The organism is Paenibacillus sp. V4I7 (assembly GCF_030817275.1).
Classification (GTDB): Bacteria; Bacillota; Bacilli; order Paenibacillales; family NBRC-103111; genus Paenibacillus_E.
In genome coordinates this window covers 6,895,528-6,913,011 of sequence record NZ_JAUSZD010000002.1, presented here as the reverse complement: position 1 = coordinate 6,913,011, position 17,484 = coordinate 6,895,528, and the positions used below count along the sequence as shown (strand labels likewise).

General features: G+C 43.9%; 18 protein-coding genes. 16 read left to right on the top strand and 2 right to left on the bottom strand.

Annotated elements, in window-relative coordinates; all coding sequences use genetic code 11:
• The first annotated feature begins 98 nt into the window (after nt 1-98).
• The 7 genes from QFZ80_RS32295 (at nt 99) to QFZ80_RS32265 (ending at nt 6,114) form a co-directional block, all read left to right on the top strand.
• On the top strand, nt 99-971 hold the full coding sequence (locus QFZ80_RS32295; RefSeq protein WP_307562832.1) for a hypothetical protein: 873 nt from the start codon (nt 99-101) through the stop codon (nt 969-971).
• A gap of 204 nt (nt 972-1,175) precedes the next feature.
• Nucleotides 1,176-2,042: a hypothetical protein gene (locus tag QFZ80_RS32290; RefSeq protein WP_307562831.1), complete on the top strand. Its 867-nt coding sequence runs from the start codon at nt 1,176-1,178 to the stop codon at nt 2,040-2,042.
• A 251-nt stretch (nt 2,043-2,293) separates the two neighbouring features.
• Complete coding sequence (locus QFZ80_RS32285; protein ID WP_307562829.1) at nt 2,294-2,704, top strand: HNH endonuclease; 411 nt, start codon at nt 2,294-2,296, stop codon at nt 2,702-2,704.
• Nucleotides 2,705-3,242: 538 nt separating this feature from the next.
• A complete protein-coding gene (locus QFZ80_RS32280; RefSeq protein ID WP_307562826.1) occupies nt 3,243-3,935 on the top strand; it encodes a phytanoyl-CoA dioxygenase family protein in 693 nt (230 codons plus the stop codon).
• A 33-nt stretch (nt 3,936-3,968) separates the two neighbouring features.
• The gene (locus tag QFZ80_RS32275; protein WP_307562824.1) at nt 3,969-4,814 is read left to right on the top strand and encodes an AraC family transcriptional regulator; all 846 of its coding nucleotides are present in this window, start codon (nt 3,969-3,971) and stop codon (nt 4,812-4,814) included.
• Between the two features lie 219 nt (nt 4,815-5,033).
• Complete coding sequence (locus tag QFZ80_RS32270; RefSeq protein WP_307562822.1) at nt 5,034-5,447, top strand: hypothetical protein; 414 nt, start codon at nt 5,034-5,036, stop codon at nt 5,445-5,447.
• Entirely contained in the window at nt 5,377-6,114 is a 738-nt protein-coding gene (locus tag QFZ80_RS32265) for a hypothetical protein (RefSeq protein WP_307562820.1), read from the top strand. The genes QFZ80_RS32270 and QFZ80_RS32265 overlap by 71 nt, the downstream gene beginning before the upstream one ends.
• On the opposite strand, the gene QFZ80_RS32260 is transcribed toward QFZ80_RS32265, so the two are convergent.
• Nucleotides 6,111-6,761 (bottom strand): transmembrane-type terpene cyclase, encoded by a 651-nt coding sequence (locus QFZ80_RS32260; protein ID WP_307562819.1) that lies wholly within the window; start codon nt 6,759-6,761, stop codon nt 6,111-6,113. The genes QFZ80_RS32265 and QFZ80_RS32260 overlap by 4 nt on opposite strands.
• A gap of 339 nt (nt 6,762-7,100) precedes the next feature.
• Between QFZ80_RS32260 and QFZ80_RS32255 the strand changes: the two genes are divergently transcribed.
• From QFZ80_RS32255 to QFZ80_RS32230, 6 genes are all read left to right on the top strand, one after another.
• Complete coding sequence (locus QFZ80_RS32255) at nt 7,101-8,111, top strand: ABC transporter substrate-binding protein (RefSeq protein ID WP_307551385.1); 1,011 nt, start codon at nt 7,101-7,103, stop codon at nt 8,109-8,111.
• 64 nt (nt 8,112-8,175) lie between these two features.
• Nucleotides 8,176-9,186 (top strand): FecCD family ABC transporter permease, encoded by a 1,011-nt coding sequence (locus QFZ80_RS32250; RefSeq protein WP_307562817.1) that lies wholly within the window; start codon nt 8,176-8,178, stop codon nt 9,184-9,186.
• Nucleotides 9,183-10,226, top strand: coding sequence for a FecCD family ABC transporter permease (locus QFZ80_RS32245; RefSeq protein WP_307551388.1), 1,044 nt, complete (start codon nt 9,183-9,185; stop codon nt 10,224-10,226). Before QFZ80_RS32250 ends, QFZ80_RS32245 begins: the two co-directional genes overlap by 4 nt.
• An 11-nt stretch (nt 10,227-10,237) precedes the next feature.
• The gene (locus QFZ80_RS32240; RefSeq protein ID WP_307562815.1) at nt 10,238-11,104 is read left to right on the top strand and encodes an ABC transporter ATP-binding protein; all 867 of its coding nucleotides are present in this window, start codon (nt 10,238-10,240) and stop codon (nt 11,102-11,104) included.
• On the top strand, nt 11,085-11,669 hold the full coding sequence (locus QFZ80_RS32235) for a nitroreductase family protein (RefSeq protein WP_307562814.1): 585 nt from the start codon (nt 11,085-11,087) through the stop codon (nt 11,667-11,669). Before QFZ80_RS32240 ends, QFZ80_RS32235 begins: the two co-directional genes overlap by 20 nt.
• Nucleotides 11,670-11,770: 101 nt before the next feature.
• Nucleotides 11,771-13,348, top strand: a complete 1,578-nt coding sequence (locus QFZ80_RS32230; protein ID WP_307562812.1) for a helix-turn-helix domain-containing protein — start codon at nt 11,771-11,773, stop codon at nt 13,346-13,348.
• A gap of 103 nt (nt 13,349-13,451) precedes the next feature.
• On the opposite strand, the gene QFZ80_RS32225 is transcribed toward QFZ80_RS32230, so the two are convergent.
• Entirely contained in the window at nt 13,452-13,853 is a 402-nt protein-coding gene (locus QFZ80_RS32225; protein ID WP_307564298.1) for a CHRD domain-containing protein, read from the bottom strand.
• A 194-nt stretch (nt 13,854-14,047) separates the two neighbouring features.
• On the opposite strand from QFZ80_RS32225, the gene nikA reads away from it, so the two are divergent.
• From nikA to nikC, 3 genes are read left to right on the top strand one after another with little or no spacing between them, the layout of a single operon-like run.
• Entirely contained in the window at nt 14,048-15,667 is a 1,620-nt protein-coding gene (gene nikA / locus QFZ80_RS32220) for a nickel ABC transporter substrate-binding protein (protein ID WP_307551394.1), read from the top strand.
• A gap of 19 nt (nt 15,668-15,686) precedes the next feature.
• Nucleotides 15,687-16,631 carry a nickel ABC transporter permease subunit NikB gene (nikB, locus tag QFZ80_RS32215; RefSeq protein ID WP_307551396.1) on the top strand — a complete coding sequence of 315 codons (945 nt, stop codon included), beginning with the start codon at nt 15,687-15,689 and terminating at the stop codon, nt 16,629-16,631.
• Nucleotides 16,628-17,470: a nickel ABC transporter permease subunit NikC gene (gene nikC / locus QFZ80_RS32210; protein WP_307551397.1), complete on the top strand. Its 843-nt coding sequence runs from the start codon at nt 16,628-16,630 to the stop codon at nt 17,468-17,470. Before nikB ends, nikC begins: the two co-directional genes overlap by 4 nt.
• The last annotated feature ends 14 nt before the right edge of the window (nt 17,471-17,484 follow it).

Here is a 17,484-nt window from a genome sequence, read left to right as displayed (position 1 = left end):
AGGTAATTGTTGAAAAATATCGAAATCATGTTGATGGTCATAGATAAGAGTAAATCCATAATTCGGAAATTCATATGGAGTATAGGGGATGATGTGAGTTGCCTGGAAGGCCTAATCTTATTCCAATACAGCAAAAGTTGGAGATTGAGAAGTTTTGTTCTGAATCGACCCTATCTGCGAAATTATTGAATGCCCACCCCCTTGTTCATGATACTTTGCAATATAAAAGAGCGAGGAAAGAGTCGACTCGTCCTGCTTCAGCGAATTGTCTCGATGTGAATACGTCAGATGAACAGTTCGAGAGGGCGTTGAAAATTTTTGATGCTGTTCTCAAAGCTATTGAAAAGTTTGGTGGGATAATAAAAAACAAGCAGCGTGAGACGAAAATTTGTGTGGGAAGAGAAGAAGTTAAGATAGGCATTAAAGAGAAAAGAAAACAAATGCTGCATGAGAAGACAAAAGAAGAGTTGAAGAGTGAAGCAAGGTCAGGTTATTCATGGGCTCCGAAATTCGACTATATTCAGACAGGTTACTTGCATTTTTTTATTGATGAATGGTACGCACCACGTAAAAATTGGAATGATATTGAAAATAAGAAAATTGAACAAAGCATCAGTGATATTGTAGTAGCTATCTTTGAGACGGCTGAGAAATTGAGACTTGTTCGAATAGAGCGAGAAGAGGCTGAAAATAGAAGGAGACAAGCAGAGTTAGAAAGAAGAAAGATTATTGAACTTAGAGAACAAGAACTATTAAGGATTCAAGACTTGGAAGACCGAGCAAATGATTACCAAAAGGCTGAATTAATAAGGAAGTATATACTTGCTTTATCCGTTAAGCAGCAGGGCATATTGGATCAGCAAGAAAGGGACGATTTAGAATGCTATATTTTATGGGCTCAACAGAAAGCAGCTTGGTTGGATCCTTTTATTAATAATGATGATCCGTTGCTTGGTAAGAGGCGAAAATAGCTATAAGTCAAAGGGAAATGGGGAAGCTAAGCCACCTCGCCAAACATCCGCAGCATCGCACGCCGACGAATTATGAATTTACTCAGGTTCGGGAAAAAGAGCCCTTGTTCCTTCAAACCACAATGGTTAAGATAGGACAGTTTCATAATGTTTATCTATAAACTATGAAGTATAATAGATTGCGAATAGTTTAGGAGGAATATTATGGATAAATTAGTGTTTGACCGGTTTAAATACTTTATGGAGCGTGAAACACCTGTTTTCAGGTCCTATGTAATGAAGAAGGCAAACGGTGAAATACTGGACATCGAAACTCTTCCTCCAGATGATTTGCAAGAGATGTTTATAGACGAAGTAATAACTGATGGTGTGATTGCTGATCTCTTTGATGTAGAGCAGAAAGTTGTAACAAGGAAGAGGTATAAGCACGGGATTAAACTCGGACAAACTTTATCCAGCAAATCAATTGAACTAATTGAAAATATGTCAAAATTAATTGAGACTAGAGATGTATCTGAAGGTATCGAACTTGTACTGATTCCAATTAACATAATTATTCATCCGGACGATGATCTTATTTTCGCCCCTTATCGTGCTTTTGAAAATGATGGAAGGCAGTATCCTTTTTACGATTATGAAGGTTTGAAAGAAGTTGATACTGAAGCTTTTTGTGTAAGGATTAGTCGGGTAAAGCGAGAGATCGTGAGCCTGCTGGATGAGATTATTGAATTTTTATGGGAATATGAATGGGAAACCGAAGTATATTTTGAACGAGAGAATGATAACAAGGTAAACGTATCAGCAATTCTTTTCGCGGATGAGGATCCCACTGCCGTTAAAATTAGCTTGGCGGTATCACTTCAGATTTCCGGTCTGCATAAGTCGGGAGATCTTATTTTTGATACGGAGTACAATTTGCGTACAGGCAGCCTTAGCTTTCAGACGGAAGGATGCGATTTTGAAATAGATGTTGACGATACTCGGGATTTATTTTTGGAATGCTGGAGCAATGTTGACCATTATGTTCAAATTCAGAATGAAATTGAATCGGAATTGGAAAATGAGAGTTAGCTTAAGCTACCTCCCCAAACAATCTGAGCATCACGCGGCGGCGAATTGTGGATTTGTACAGCCACGGCTCACCTCCATTACTGAAAACCTGCTCCCAGAGCGGGTTTTCGCCTTTTCAAGGAAGACATTTATTGGTCACGCTTTAGGCAGATATCCGATACTCGTCTCGTCTCCAATATACATAACCACGAATCAAATAATCAATTGGTCTGTGGTTATTATCTAACTTTAGCCTTAGGAGGCGATTGACTATGATAACAGTGTTCAATCTGGATGGCCAAAAACTAACCCCATGTTTGCTTCACCGGGCTTGGAGGGAAGTTGATCGAGCCCGTGCCGTCTGGATCGACGAGCAGACAATCCAATTACTTTACAACCCATTTGCATTTCGAGACTATCGAAATGCTGCATTAAAACGGGATCATTACAATTGTTTGTGGTGTGGGCGTCACGCAACGACAGTAGATCATATTGTTCCCTCAAGTAAAGGCGGTTCGGATCTTCCCCAAAACTTACTCGCTTCTTGCATGGAATGCAACACGAAACGAGGAAACCGTTCAGCATTCTCATATCTTATGGAAAAAGTACTTTCCGTGCCGAATCTTATTAAGCTCTGTTACCGCATTATTAAAGCTAAACATAATCATCGTCAAGCGAACTGACGTAAGTACTCATTCGGGGTTCGCCCGCGCGGACCGTAGCGTATGCGGAGGGAGCACGGCATTGAAATGTACCACTAAGGGAATCATCGATGAATGAACTTCGGAGCAATTTAAATGGACATTTCAATACTCCCCTCACCTCCATACAAAATGAAGAAGCACCTGAAAGAGTGCTTTTTTCATTTGTAGTCCGCGATAACAGAGTGTGAGCACTCGCCTCCACCAATACCATCAAAGGGGACACCTCAAGCGAACCTCAAGCGGTGTCTTTTTTGCTTTATATGGGGATGTCTTCCTATGTAGTGGTTGTAGGGAATTTGGAACAAACATTTGACTACCAACTTCAATTCTTATAGACGGGGTGCTGTCGGTGAACGTTTTTCGACCCAATCTTGGGCATTTTTCAGACCGTTTTCCGCTTTAATGCGATATCCGGAGACATCCGATTTGTCCAGATTGCTTATCGTATTTCTCCATGGCAGAGTCGTAAAGCCAAGTGCTACAATACAATCAAGCGATTAATAAGGGAGTGAATCAGGTGGGAAAATTGACGATAAAAGAGAAAAAACATTATGATGAGCTTGGCTATGTGGTCGTTTCGAATCTATTTTCGGCGGACGAACTAAGTGAGATTAACGAAGAACTTGATGGATGCGAAGAGCCAGTCCAAACGTCGGGGGAACACGAAGGATTTACGTACCAGCTGGCGATGTTGACCGACAAGACGAAACAATTCGCTCACGACGAGCGGATCCTGAACTTGATAGAGGACATCGTGAAGCCGGGCATTTCCATCTTTTCCTCAAAGCTGTTGACCAAGCTGCCGCACAGCGCATCTGTCTGTCACTGGCATCAGGACGACGCATACTATAACGAAGTAGTGAACAGCGATACTCGGATGTCGATCTGGGTACCGCTGCAGGATACCGACGAGCTGAACGGTTGCTTATGGATCGTTCCCGGAAGTCATAAGCAAGGGCAGCAGCCATATACCGTCAAAAATAACGGCACTTGTCGGAAGGCGCTGGACGAGGAGCAGGTCGACTTGTCCAAAGCCGAACCGGTGCGAATGAAGGCGGGCTCCATGCTGCTTTTTAACTCGTTGACTTGGCATTCCTCGAAAGGCAACGAAACGGATCAAGTTAGAAGGGCGTTCATCGTTTCGTATCAGGAGGCGACGGTGCCGATCGGGCGGGGGAAGCAGCACATCATTCTGCGTCCTGCGAACTGAGCACGTTCCTTATCTGCAAGGAGAGAGTAAGCATTGATAAACGCGACCCAACTGGCCGATTATCTTGATAAATCCGTGTTCTCGATTACTTTTGCTGGAAATACGATACTCCAGGCCGGTACGTATCAAGCGCCGTACGTTCATAACATTCATTCCATTCACTACATCGTAAGAGGCGCGGGTTACTACGTGATGAACAACGTGAAATATGCTCTGGAAGCGGGAGCCGTCATGATGTTCGTTCCCGAGACGACGTTCGAATGGTCGGTCTCGGAGGCAGAAGACGTTGAAATTTACCATGTCCGATTCGACTACCGAATTTGTTATAAAGAGAAGCAGGAGTGGATTTCACAGTCTTCCGACAGCTGGCTTGCCCCTTTGCGCGGCATGCTTAAGACGGTTCGGCCGGCTGAAGTTCGTAGATGCTTTAATAAGGTGTTTCAACTATGGAAAGCCTACGATCCCATATCGCAATATCGCTGCAATTTGGCGTTTCGGGAGCTATGGCTTTCCTTGATCGACAATATGTACGATCAACAGTACAGCAGTGATGCGGATTCGGCGATTCAGTTCACATACCGGTATATCGCGGACCATTTCCAGTCTCCTTTAACCGTTGAGCAGTTGGCCAAGAAGGCCGGGCTCAGCGCGGGCTATTACACCCGGCAGTTCAAGCGGCTCACCGGATTCGCGCCAAAGGACTATATCATTCGTCTGCGGGTTACTAAAGCGAAGGAACTGCTGGGACGCTCTGGGTTGACATTAACCGATATTTCTAAGCTCGTCGGCTACGAGGACGAATTTTACTTCAGTCGGATTTTCAAGAGGATTACCGGAATGACTCCTTCGTCCTATGCAAAACAATCGAAGAAGCTGTAAACTTTTGGCTTGCCATCACAGGTTCTAAAGGTACGTCGCGGGGGAGTACATTTCCCTCTCCTAGCCAAGCCTTCACCGTTTCAACTCTTTGCAGACTTTCTAGACAGCCACAAGCATTGTCGAAGACGATAGGGAAATTCACGAACTCCTAGTGACCTGTTACATAAAGAAAACTATCAAACTGTATCCGCGTATGATGGAGAAGCAGCGCTGCATCAGTTGAATCCCGGTCATCCAGAATGGTTTAAAGCTTTACTCGACATGAAACTTCAAACGGATAAGGTATCGGGAATCAAAGAGCTTTTGACCCACGACTCTATTCAAGGTTATGGTTGTGACGGGTTGTTTTTGGACACTTTGGATACTGCGGCACCAAACTCTTTTACCAATGCATCCAGTTCCAATCAAGGTCAATTTGAGTGGGTTCAGCCTGGGATGAAGCAATTAATTACGAACATTCGACAAGCATATCCGGATCGGTTTTTGTTAGCGAATCGCGGGCTTTTTTTCTATAATCCTGACTTGACAGCCTATGCGTTCACTTTACGAGGATTAGTTGATTTTGCTTTATTTGAAAGTTATCGGCTGGATAGCAGCCAGGCGCAGTGGTTTAACGAAGCTACATTTATTTAATGATAATAAGTATAATTATGTACAAAAGCTTTTAGCCGAATCGGATCGTACTGACGGATCTCGTGTTCTAAGCCTTGGTTATGCGGAAGGACCGAACGGTGATTTGATGAAAAAAGCGCTAAATGGAGAACAGAATGAAGCATCAAAAATGTTACTTGCTGATGTACAAGAAGCAAATGACTTAGGGATGGTTCATTACATATCCAATGCTCAGGTTGCAGCTATAGATACTTATGTCATTGATCATCGGGATGCTACGGCTAAACCGCCAATTTGGGGAAATACAATGACACCTCCGTTCGGTAAACCTTACTCTGAAGCGAGAGTAGGTATTCAGAATATAGATATCCGTGGGAAAAATGTTTTTGTTCAGTGGGATGTGGCACATTCTCAGGCTCGTCCTATTTCGTACATGCTTTATGTGAAAGAGGGTCAAGATTTTGATTTTAAACAGGACATGAAAAATCCAGAGATACAGGCTGTTCCACTGCATTTGGGCATTCCATTAGACTATGCTGGACGAGGTGATCGTACCAAACGATACCCCTACGAGGATAAGGTGGAAGGGTTAACATCCGGGAAAACCTATTATTTTCTCATTAGGGCTCGCAATGCGGCCGATCAATTTGACAACAACGAGAAATCAATGAAGATTATAGTCCCTTAATAGAAGGCACGGTGAGTTGTGGAGGATCTAGGAACGATCTTTACTGACTTGTTATAGACCAACAAGATGTAAACGACATCTAGAATAAATGTAAGTATGTACATTATATTTAACAAAATTGAATGTGGGTATAGGGAATAGCACCAAATAGATGCACACAGGGTACCGACCATTTTAGAGTAGGCGATGTAGATGGATTGGCCTTGTAAATCTTGTTTCAGCAGCATTTTTATAAATAGCATGGACATCATTAGATTGATTCCAAATGCGGAATACTTGCCTTCAGGATCCTGAAATTCGACAGCCATTCCGTAGTGAAGCAGCAGAGCAATGCCAAGTGAGGAGAAGACTATAGGTTTTATAGGCCATTTTGGAGAGAGGCTTTTTGAAAAATAGAAAAATTGAAACAGGATGATGCAGTCTAATAAAAACCATAGTAGTGTTACGATTTGCTGGAGCGGGTGGAAAGGCATGACGAAGGAAAACAGAAATTCCCAAGTGATATTTGCACATAGAGCGGCAATTGGCATTCCGTAGGTTCGATCCCGGAACCCTTTATAAATAATCCAAATATATGTGATTGTCCAAAAAAAGGCTACCCCAAACTGCAGAATAAGTTCTATTTGTAGTGGTAAAATGTGTTCCATAGGGAGTAAATCGCATCCTTCCAAGTAATCTCTCTCATAAATATGATTCACACAGCTCGTCTATACCAAATACACAATAAGCACTCTCGGAAAGGAATACTTTTCGCGAAGTGCTTGTTTCTATTTGTACAAGTACGTTATGTAAGAACAAAGGTAAGACAAATTAAGTGAATGAAACGGATAAAATTAGATATGTACAATGTAAATGATGAACCTTATAATTGAGACTGATAATTATTATCAATACAAAATATAAAGGGAGTTCAGCATCCGCATTCCAAATAGAGATGGCTTGATCATCAACTGTGTTTGCTTTGCTGTACAAGGAGGAAGAAACAGATGAGGGCTTTACAAATGATGATGGTACTGTTATTAACGCTTGCAGTTACTGCTTGCGGAGCATCGACAACAGGCGGAAATGTAAGCACCGGTAGTGCGACAACTTCGCCAGAAGCTGCAAAACCGAAAGATCAAGCTCAATCAACTGCTGCCGCTACTGGAGAGAAAACGATTAAGCATGCTATGGGTACAGCCACTTTGAAGAAAAAGCCGGAAAGGGTTGTCGTTCTATTCAACGGGATGACGGATATTGCTACCCACCTGGGAGTAAAGCCCGTTGGTTCTGTTGAGTCATGGGAAGAAAAGCCTTGGTACAACTATTTACGTGCCAATATGGAAGGTGTAAAAAGTCTTGGAGAAGAAACGCAGCCCAATGTGGAAGCCATTATTGCGTTAAAACCAGACTTGATCATCGGAACCAAAGCGCGTCACGAAAAAATCTATCCCCAACTGGCAAGCATTGCTCCCACGGTCATCACGGATGAGATTTTTGATTGGAAAGCGAACCTGAAGATTGCTGCTGATGCGCTATACAAACAGGATGAAGCAGCGAAAATTTTAAGCGATTGGGATAAACGTGTTGCTGAGTTTAAACAAAAGGCGGGCGATAAGCTGGCTAAATCCGAGGTATCGATTGTCCGGTTTGAGAAAGACGGCAGTGCGCGTTTTTACGCGACAGGGTTTGCCGGAACCATCTTCAAGGAACTTGGGTTACCGCGTCCAAAGGCTCAAATGGTGGAAGGTAAGGCTGTTGTCAATATAACCACCAAAGAACAAATGCCGCAGTTAGATGGGGATTATATTTTCGATATTACCCGGCTTAATCCTAATGATCCTACGGTAGAGAAATCTCTAACAGATTGGACCTCCCACCCGCTCTGGAAAAATTTGAAGGGTGTTAAGGCCGGCAAATATTATAAGGTGGATACGATTACTTGGAACTTAGCCGGAGGCTCCATGGCAGCTAAAGCCATGTTGGATGATCTGTACAAATATTTTGACATTAAATAAAAGGAATGCATAAAGGGATGAACGTTTCGTTCATTCCTTTGTAGATTACAAGGAGATTTTCACAATGAACCTTATAAATACGAGCTTATGGAGAGCTGCCGGGCTATTTGCTTTCGTCCTAATCCTACTTTGTAGCTTTGTCTCAAGCATACTTTTTGGTGCAACGCAGTATGATTGGCATACCGCATGGTCTTCCGTCTTTCATTATGATGAAAATGTGAGCGACCAAATTATTATTCGCACAACACGAGTGCCAAGAGCTTGTATTGCAGCTGCTATTGGAGCCAGCTTGGCTATCGCAGGTGCGCTGATGCAAACTCTGACACGCAATCCGCTTGCTTCACCAAGTGTACTTGGGGTCAACGCTGGAGCTACCTTTTTCGTTGTGCTTGCTGCAGTCGCCTTCTCTGTTTCATCTATGCAATTACTTATGTGGATATCTTTTCTGGGAGCTGCAATAGGGGCAGTCTTTGTCTATATTTTGGGCTCGCTTGGAAGAGATGGACTGACTCCGTTGAAAATTGTGTTGGCAGGTGCAGCTATGACTGCCCTGTTTTCTTCTTTTACACAAGGCATACTGGTGCTGAACAAACAAGGTCTCAGCACGGTGCTGTTCTGGTTGACAGGTACGATAGCAGGGCGCTCTCCTGAAATGATTATTTCTGTATTTCCTTATATGGCGGTAAGCTGGGTAGCCGCATGGTTCATCGCGAGAGATATGAATCTGCTCATGATGGGAGAGGATACAGCCAAAGGCTTGGGTCAAAAAACGATATGGGTAAAATCGGCTGCAGGCATTATCGTTGTCGTACTGGCGGGTTGCTCGGTGTCTGTTGCCGGTCCGATCGGATTTATCGGCATTGTGATCCCGCATATCTCACGGTTCTTCATTGGTATTGATCATCGTTGGGTGATTCCCTATTGTGCGGTGCTTGGCGCCATACTGCTGATTCTGGCTGATTTAATTGCCAGGTTTATTATGATTCCTGAGGAAATGCCGGTTGGTGTTATGACGGCTATTATAGGTGCCCCGTTCTTTATTTATATTGCTCGGAGGGGGCTGGTTAAATCATGAAGCTGCATGTTCCTATTCGATTCAAGCGCGGAGAAGTCTCTTTTTTAGTACATAAGAAAGCGGCAGCGATGACCGTGGTTTTACTAATTGTTTGCGCGGTCATTGCCATTGTAAGTACAGGGTTGGGAGAAATGTACATCTCTCCTACCGATGTAATTAGAGGCATTATGGGGATTGGGGCAGAAGATCATGCGATGGTCATTCAAAAACTGCGGCTCCCGCGCATTGTCGTTTCTATGCTAGTAGGTGCTTCACTGGCTGCAGCTGGAGCTATTTTGCAGGGGATTATTCGTAATCCATTGGCTTCACCCGATATGATGGGCATTACAGGGGGAGCTTCCGTTGCAGCAGTAACCTTCCTAACTTATTTCGCTGGCATAGTAAGCATTCGTTGGCTGCCTGTCACGGCGATGATTGGCGCAGCAGTCGTATCAGCTATTTTGTATTTGCTTGCCTGGAAAAGAGGGGTCACACCCATTCGGCTTATTTTGGTGGGAATCGGGATGTCATCTCTGATGTCTGCTGCTACAACGATGATGATTGTTTTTAGCCCAAGTTACGATCCAAGCCAAGCCTATTTATGGCTTACGGGGTCGGTCTACGCTTCTAACTGGGAAAATGTATTCACTGTACTACCTTGGACGGTTATTCTGATCCCACTCGCCTTTCTGTTAGCTCGCCATGTCAATATTGGACAACTGGGGGACGATATAGCGGCAAGCACAGGAAGCGCGGTCGAGGTTAATCGTTTATTGCTGCTGCTTATCAGTGTGGCATTAGCGGGTTCGGCAGTTTCTGTGGCGGGTGGCATTGGATTTATTGGTTTAATAGCACCGCATATGGCACGTAAGTTGGTCGGTTCGAGCTTCGAGAGTGTATTACCTGTATCTGCTTTGCTCGGGAGCGCTATTGTCATGCTGGCTGATCTGGCAGGGAGAACGTTTTTTTTACCATTGGATGTTCCGGTCGGGGTGTTCACATCAGCTGTAGGTGCACCTTTTTTCATCTATTTGCTGTACACGAAACGCAATTCAAGATAGGAGTGATCGTGGTGCAAACATTAGAGACAAGAAATCTAAATTTAACCTACGGAAACGAAAACATAATCGAACAGCTAAACCTGTCTATTCCAAAAGGGAAGATTACCGTATTTATCGGTTCAAATGGCTGCGGTAAATCAACGCTCCTTCGTGCGATGGCTCGTTTAATGAAGCCTGCAAAGGGAGAAATCATTCTGGATGGCAAGCATATCGCGGGTATTCCAACCAAGGAAATAGCTAAGAGTCTATCCATTTTGCCGCAGGGCCCGATTGCTCCGGAAGGGTTAACCGTGTTCCAGTTAGTTAAACAAGGACGGTATCCGTATCAGCATTGGTTAAAGCAGTGGTCAGATGAAGATGAGCGTCTTGTGAAAGAGGCCTTGCGCGTAACCAAAACAACAGAATTAGCTGAAATGTCAGTCGATTCCTTGTCAGGTGGACAACGGCAGCGGGCGTGGATAGCAATGACATTGGCTCAAGGGACACAAACGATATTGTTAGACGAACCGACAACGTATTTGGATATGGCCCACCAAGTCGATATTTTGGATTTGCTATTTGAGTTAAACGAACGAGAACAGAGAACAATTGTTATGGTTCTTCATGACCTTAATTTGGCTTGCCGGTATGCCCATCATCTGGTTGCTATTAAAGATAAAACCGTTTACGCGCAAGGGAAACCGGAGGATGTGATCAATTCGGAACTTGTCCGGCATGTGTTTGGAATGGAATGTGAAATTTTGTTGGATCCATTCTTTGCTACGCCAATGTGCATTCCCAAGGGTAAAGGAAGAAGGTCTGACAAGCTCGAATCGAAAGCAATCGAATTTATAAATGAAGCCAAGGAGGAATCGAAAAATGAACTCATTAGAATATAAAGAAGCTGGTACAATTGCACATTTAATTAAAGAAAGAAGAACCATCAGAGATTTCAAAAGTGATCCCGTATCCAATGAATTGCTGTTGGAATTATTGAATGTGGCGGTTTGGGCGCCAAATCATGGCAACAGACAGCCTTGGAGGTTCATTTTGTACAAAGGAGAGGGTCGGATTACATTAGCTGATGCAATGCTTCAGTCCTACTCTGCCGAAGAAAAGGAACGATATGGAAAGCCGAAATGGGATTATTTCATGAAGGTACCGGCTCATCTCGTCGTTATATTAAAGGAAGACCCACGTCAAAAGCAGTGGGATGAAGACTATGGAGCAGTCTGTGCCTTAATCCAAAATTTTCAGCTGGCTGCTTGGGAACAAGGACTGGGAGTTGTGTGGAAAACCAATAGTTATAACTATGCCCCTAAGTACCATCAAGCGGTGGGTGTGCAACCAGGGGAGAAGATCGCCGGCGTCCTGCACATCGGATATCCGGAAACGGTACCAGCCAAACAGCCGCGTAAAACAGCGGAAGAGATGCTGACTGTTATTGATTTTAAGTCGGAGTAACGAGCCATTTAAAAAAACCTTTTCAAGTGTATGGAAACAATTTATACTAAAATGAATGATAATGATAATCGTTATTACTTTAAGAGGGGGTGCAGCAGCATATGGTGCCGGTTTCTGGACACGAATATTCCCTATTACTGCTCTCTTCAATTCGCAAACGCAGATATCAAAAGTGGAATATATTGCAGACGAGGCATATTCCGGGAGATATGCTCTTTGTTGTGACTCAAGGTAACGGTCATCTTTGCATAGATAAGCAAGCTTTCCAAATCTACCCGCGCCAATCTTATTTCCTTACACAAGGAATGAGTATAGAAGTAATGTCAGAGTCTGAACTTATAGAATTTTATATCATGATCATTAAAAGGGTAACGATTTCAAAGCGGAAAGGCGGCTGGAGTCTTTCTAATGAGGGTGCTAGCCCCTCTTTATTACAGACTGGCAGAATTCAACTCAAAAATGCCAAACAAATGCTTGAAGTTGTCGAGCAGCTGTATGAGGAAAGCAGAAAAAAATGGGTAGATGATACCGATTTGCAATTAAAATTTCAAAGCCTTATCCATTGTATCGTACATGACCAGTCGGATCAGGGTGAAAAAGAGGAAGCATCTAAAGGGATCGATCAAAGCATCGGCTATATGCTCAAGCATTTTCGTCATAAAATTAAGCTAGAGACTTTGTCGGACATCGCTGGATTAACGCCAACCTCATATTCAAGGAGTTTCAAGAAAACAAAACGGATGTCTCCTGTTGAATATTTAAATCATATTAGGATTGATTCTTCTAAACAGTTGCTGCAGCAGCAGGAATTTTCTATCAAGGATGTTTCGACTTCTGTCGGTTTCGGTAATGAGTTTTATTTTAGCAGAACGTTTAAAAACACAGTGGGTATATCTCCAACGATGTATGTGAAGAGGAGACAGTTGAAGATAGCCGTTGCTTCCTGCTTCCGTTATAAGGATTGTTTGCACTCTTTAGGTGTAGATGCTCCTTTTGAAATGAATGGGTATAGACATTTGGAATTAGGTGTTGAAGAGAACAAGCGGCTCATTCAAGTTCAACTGACTGAATTGCGTAAATACCGTCCGGATTTAATTATTGCAGATTACAGACATCTTCCTTTCTATGAGCAGCTAAAACAGATTTCCCCAACAGTCATCATAAATTTCACGATGGATTGGCGCATCAATTATATGAGGATTGCAGAATTGGTCGGAAGGGAAGAAGAAGCACGGCAAAATTGTAGCCAACTGGAGTTAAGGGTGAAATATGCTCGTAATCTATTAACTCAAACGATTGGTAATAGAACGGTGTCAATAATAAGGCTTTACAGCGGGAAGATTCGCGTGCAGGGACTGGTGGACCACCCATTAAGTAACTTACTTTATTCAGAGCTTGGGTTGAAACCTGGAAGCTGCGTGCCCTTAAACGAAAGAACCAAGGAGTTCGCACTGGGGAGCTTGCCTCCGTTTGAAACGGACTATTTGTTTATTTATAAACATCCAATTCAGTCAGAGGAAACTGATATATTTTCGGGGGTACTGAAGGGCACTTCCTGGAATGCGATGAAAGCGGTAAGGAACAATCAGACACGAATGATTCCGAATTGGATTAGTATGAGCTGGGCACCAATCGGACAAAATCAAATTATCGATGATTTATTGCAATGGAAAGCATAAAAAAAGAGCCGTTGAGCTTTATCAACAGGCTGAAGCACCCGAGAGGGTGCTTTTATATTTGAATGTTAAATTTGAATGTTTAGGAAAATCTGCGGATAGTATGTTACCTTCTGATTTGCCCACGAATTTCTCCGTTTGGATTTTGAATGGTGTGTACATTAACGTAGGCGTTGCCGCTTTCGAACTCACGGATTAAATCTCTAAGCGTCTTGCCTTGCAGAGAACCGACTAAATCTTGATTAGTTAGAACACCTCGAACAACACCACGTCTAACTGATATGCCAAATTTCGACGGACCAAACAGGAAGGCAACAACGGGACCGTTTTGACCTATTCGTCCAAGATGAATATGGGCTTGCGTGACGCGAGAAATATTTCGGATGATAAGCACAAATCTTAATTGAGTTCCGCTGTTGTTTAGCTCGAATAACGCATTTCCAGAGGCTATAGTTCTTACAGGAGGTACCTCATTTCGACCTCTTAACAGTGCCCTGAATGTTTTGATAAGTCACCACTCTCCTACTCTAGTATTACTACTATGTATTCTTTGATAGAAAGAATGGTTTGTTGATTTACCTATTTAAGTGAAATTATTCTCAGAAGTAACAATTTTATTGACAGGAAAGTGCCTATCGTATAGTATTCATTGATAGTGATAATCATTATCATGGGTGGATGTCGAGAGGGGAAATTAATCTAATGTTTGAATCAAAAGGTAAAATACTAGTCATTATGCTGCTTATTTTGACTATTACACTTGTAGGCTGCTCCAAACCAAACGCAGCTCAGAACTCCGGTGCTGAAGTGGTTCAGAAGGATAAAACGATTACTGTCTCATTGCCAAGGGATATCGGACCGATGAACCCGCATGTTTATAATCCATCGCAATTAATTGCGCAATCAATGATTTACGAACCGTTGGTTAGCTATAAAGAGGGAGGCAAGCTTGAACCTCATCTGGCGGAATCGTGGATTATCTCACAGGATGGGAAAGAGTACACCTTCAAGCTCCGTCAAAATGTGAAATTCTCCGATGGAACGGTGTTTAACGCCGCTATCGTCAAAAAGAATTTCGATGCGGTGATGAAAAATTTTAAAAATCATAGCTGGCTAGGTTTTATTAATGTGCTTGACAAGACCGAAACCGTGGATGAGTATACATTTAAATTGACACTGAAGCAGGCCTATTATCCGACCATACAGGAGCTGGCAGTCGTCCGTCCGGTACGCTTCCTTGGGGAAGCCGGATTCCCGGATGATGGCGATACGTCCAAGAGTGTAAAGAACTCGGTCGGTACCGGACCGTGGATGCTGACGTCCTATAAGAAAGACGAATATGCGGAATTCACCCGTAATCCGAATTACTGGGGAGAAAAACCGAAAGTCAATAAAATGGTCATCAAAATTATTCCTGACGGAGAAACAAGCGTACTTGCCTTTGAGAAAAAGGAGCTCGACCTGATCTATGGAGAAGGCGTTATCAGTTTGGATGCCTTTAAGCAGCTGAAAGCTTCCGGTAAATATGAAACAAGCCTTTCCGAGCCTATCGCAACAAGAGAGGTGGTTATGAACACCACCAAGGATATACTTGCGGATTTGCGAGTGCGTCTGGCACTCCATCACGGCTTTAATAAACAGGCGATGGTGGATGGGATTACGGCTGGCCTTGAGGAAAAAGCAGATAATATTTTATCCAAAAACTTGCCGTACACGAACGTTGACGTTAAGCCGCTGGAATATAACGTGGACAAAGCCAAAGCATATTTGGAAGAAGCGGGCTGGAAGCTGCCTGCTGGGAAAACCGTTCGCGAGAAAGACGGAAAACCGCTTGAGCTGGAACTGTTGTATGAAAAGTCGGATCAGGTTCAAAAGCCGATGGCTGAAACGCTGCAGGCCGAATGGGGAGCGATCGGCGTCAAGCTGAACATTACAAGTCTGGAGCTCACTGCACAAATAAAACGCTTGCGGGCAGCGGATTTTGATTTGTACTTCTGGAGCAACTACGGAGCGCCGTATGATCCACACTCTTTCATTAATGTTGTAGCTACAAAGGGCTTCGGTATCTCAGAGTCGCTCTCAAGCTTACCGATGAAAAAAGAACTGGATCAACAAGTAAATGACACTGTCCTCTCAACCGATGAGAACAAGCGCCAACAACTGTACAGCTCTATTTTGAAGACACTGCATGAGCAGGCATCATTTTTGCCGATCTCTTATATTAAGAAAACGGCAGTTTATCAAAAAGACGTGAAGGGCTTCGTATTCCCGGCCAATCGGGATGACAACCCGTTCCTCGGGCTCGACACTGTGAAAAAGTAAATGGCAGGGAGGTTATGATTTGCGCAGCTATATCGGGAAACGGCTCCTTGCCATCATTCCCATCTTTCTCTTTGCCACCCTTCTTTCTTTTGTACTGATCCATCTCTCGCCCGTCGATCCGGCTGAAGTCTATCTGACTGTAGCCCATATTCACCCGACGGAAGAGCTGCTGGCCGAGGTAAGACATGAATTCGGTCTGGATCAGCCGCTGCTTGTCCAATATGTGGAGTCCCTTATGAAGATGTGCCGACTTGATTTCGGCACATCTTATGTTACGAAGGAACCGGTTTGGCAGGAGGTCGCGCATCGGATGCCTGCAACGCTCCAGCTTGCCTTCAGCAGCATTTGTCTGGCCGTGCTGATCAGCGTGCCCATCGGCTTTCTATCGGCGGTTTATAAAAACAGCGTGATCGACCATTTCAGTCGGCTGCTTGCTTTTTTTGGCGCTTCCATTCCGCAGTTTTGGCTCGGATATTTATTGATTTTTTTCTTATCCGTCAAGCTGGATCTATTTCCCGTACAAGGAAAGGGCACATGGGCGCATCTGTTTCTGCCGTCATTAACGCTTTCTTTGGGGTTGATCGCCATCTATACCCGCCTGTTGCGAACCAGTGTGCTTGAGCAGATGCAGGAGCCATATGTGCTATACGCCAGAACCAGAGGCATCAAAGAGAAGGTCATTATGGGTAAGCACGTGCTGAAAATTGCGATTTCGCCGATGATTACCGGTCTGGGTATGAATATAGGTAAATTGCTTTCCGGTACGATCATCGTGGAAGTCGTCTTTTCTTGGCCCGGATTCGGCCGTTATTTTGTTGAGGCGATTTTAAACCGGGATATACCGGTCATTCAATGCTATGTGTTCCTCGTTGCTTGTATATATATCGTGTGCAACCTGATCGTGGATCTTCTGCAAATGGTAATGGACCCGCGGATTTCTTGGAAAGGAAGAACCAGCCCATGATCGCGAGTATACGTACTGGCCTTAGGAGTCAGAAGACCGCTCTGGTATGTTTGGGTCTTTTGCTCACTCTCTTTATCCTTACCATCTTGGCTCCATGGATCGCTCCGCATGATCCGATTCATGTGAATTTGGCACTCAAGCTGCAGCCACCTTCGTTTGACTATCCATTGGGAACCGACCACTTGGGACGCTGCACGCTATCTCGCCTTCTATACGGTGCCCGCGTATCATTAGGCTTTGCATCCCTGATCTTCATTTCTTCTTTAGGAATTGGATTGTTCATCGGAGCGATTGCCGGTTACAAAGGTGGCTGGTTAGATTTTGTACTGATGCGGTTCTGCGAAGGGGTGATGTCCTTTCCGAATCTCGTGCTCATTCTTGGGCTGATAGGGATTTTCGGGCCTGGACTGACGCAGGTTATTTTGGCAATGATGCTGGTGCAGTGGGTGTATTACGCCCGGATGTTTCGAGGTATGGTTCTCAGTTTAAAGGAACGGAATTTCATCACCGCTGCCCGAATAAGCGGATCCTCGCAATGGAAGATTATCAGGCAGCATATTATCCCCAATGTGCTTCCCCCGATTGTTGTTATGGGAACACTGGAAATGGGTTGGGCTATTATGGATATCTCGGCCCTCTCATTCCTGGGGCTCGGTATTCAGCCGCCCGCGCCGGAGTGGGGCGCCATGATCCATGAAGGAAAATCGTTTATTCGCAGTAATCCGGAATTAATGATATATCCGGGGATTTTGATTTTGCTCGTAGTTGTTTCGTTTAATCTACTGGGCGAAGCTCTGTCGGAGCGGTTTGGCGTTAAGCGACGTTTTGAAAAGGAATGAGACCATTGAGAGAA

Coding starts and splice junctions, on each gene's coding strand:
- QFZ80_RS32290 (WP_307562831.1), top strand. CDS start 1,176: ATGGATAAATTAGTGTTTGACCGGTTTAAATACTTTATGGAGCGTGAA.
- QFZ80_RS32285 (WP_307562829.1), top strand. CDS start 2,294: ATGATAACAGTGTTCAATCTGGATGGCCAAAAACTAACCCCATGTTTG.
- QFZ80_RS32260 (WP_307562819.1), bottom strand. CDS start 6,761: ATGGAACACATTTTACCACTACAAATAGAACTTATTCTGCAGTTTGGG.
- QFZ80_RS32255 (WP_307551385.1), top strand. CDS start 7,101: ATGAGGGCTTTACAAATGATGATGGTACTGTTATTAACGCTTGCAGTT.
- QFZ80_RS32250 (WP_307562817.1), top strand. CDS start 8,176: ATGAACCTTATAAATACGAGCTTATGGAGAGCTGCCGGGCTATTTGCT.
- QFZ80_RS32245 (WP_307551388.1), top strand. CDS start 9,183: ATGAAGCTGCATGTTCCTATTCGATTCAAGCGCGGAGAAGTCTCTTTT.
- QFZ80_RS32235 (WP_307562814.1), top strand. CDS start 11,085: ATGAACTCATTAGAATATAAAGAAGCTGGTACAATTGCACATTTAATT.
- QFZ80_RS32230 (WP_307562812.1), top strand. CDS start 11,771: ATGGTGCCGGTTTCTGGACACGAATATTCCCTATTACTGCTCTCTTCA.
- nikA (WP_307551394.1), top strand. CDS start 14,048: ATGTTTGAATCAAAAGGTAAAATACTAGTCATTATGCTGCTTATTTTG.
- nikC (WP_307551397.1), top strand. CDS start 16,628: ATGATCGCGAGTATACGTACTGGCCTTAGGAGTCAGAAGACCGCTCTG.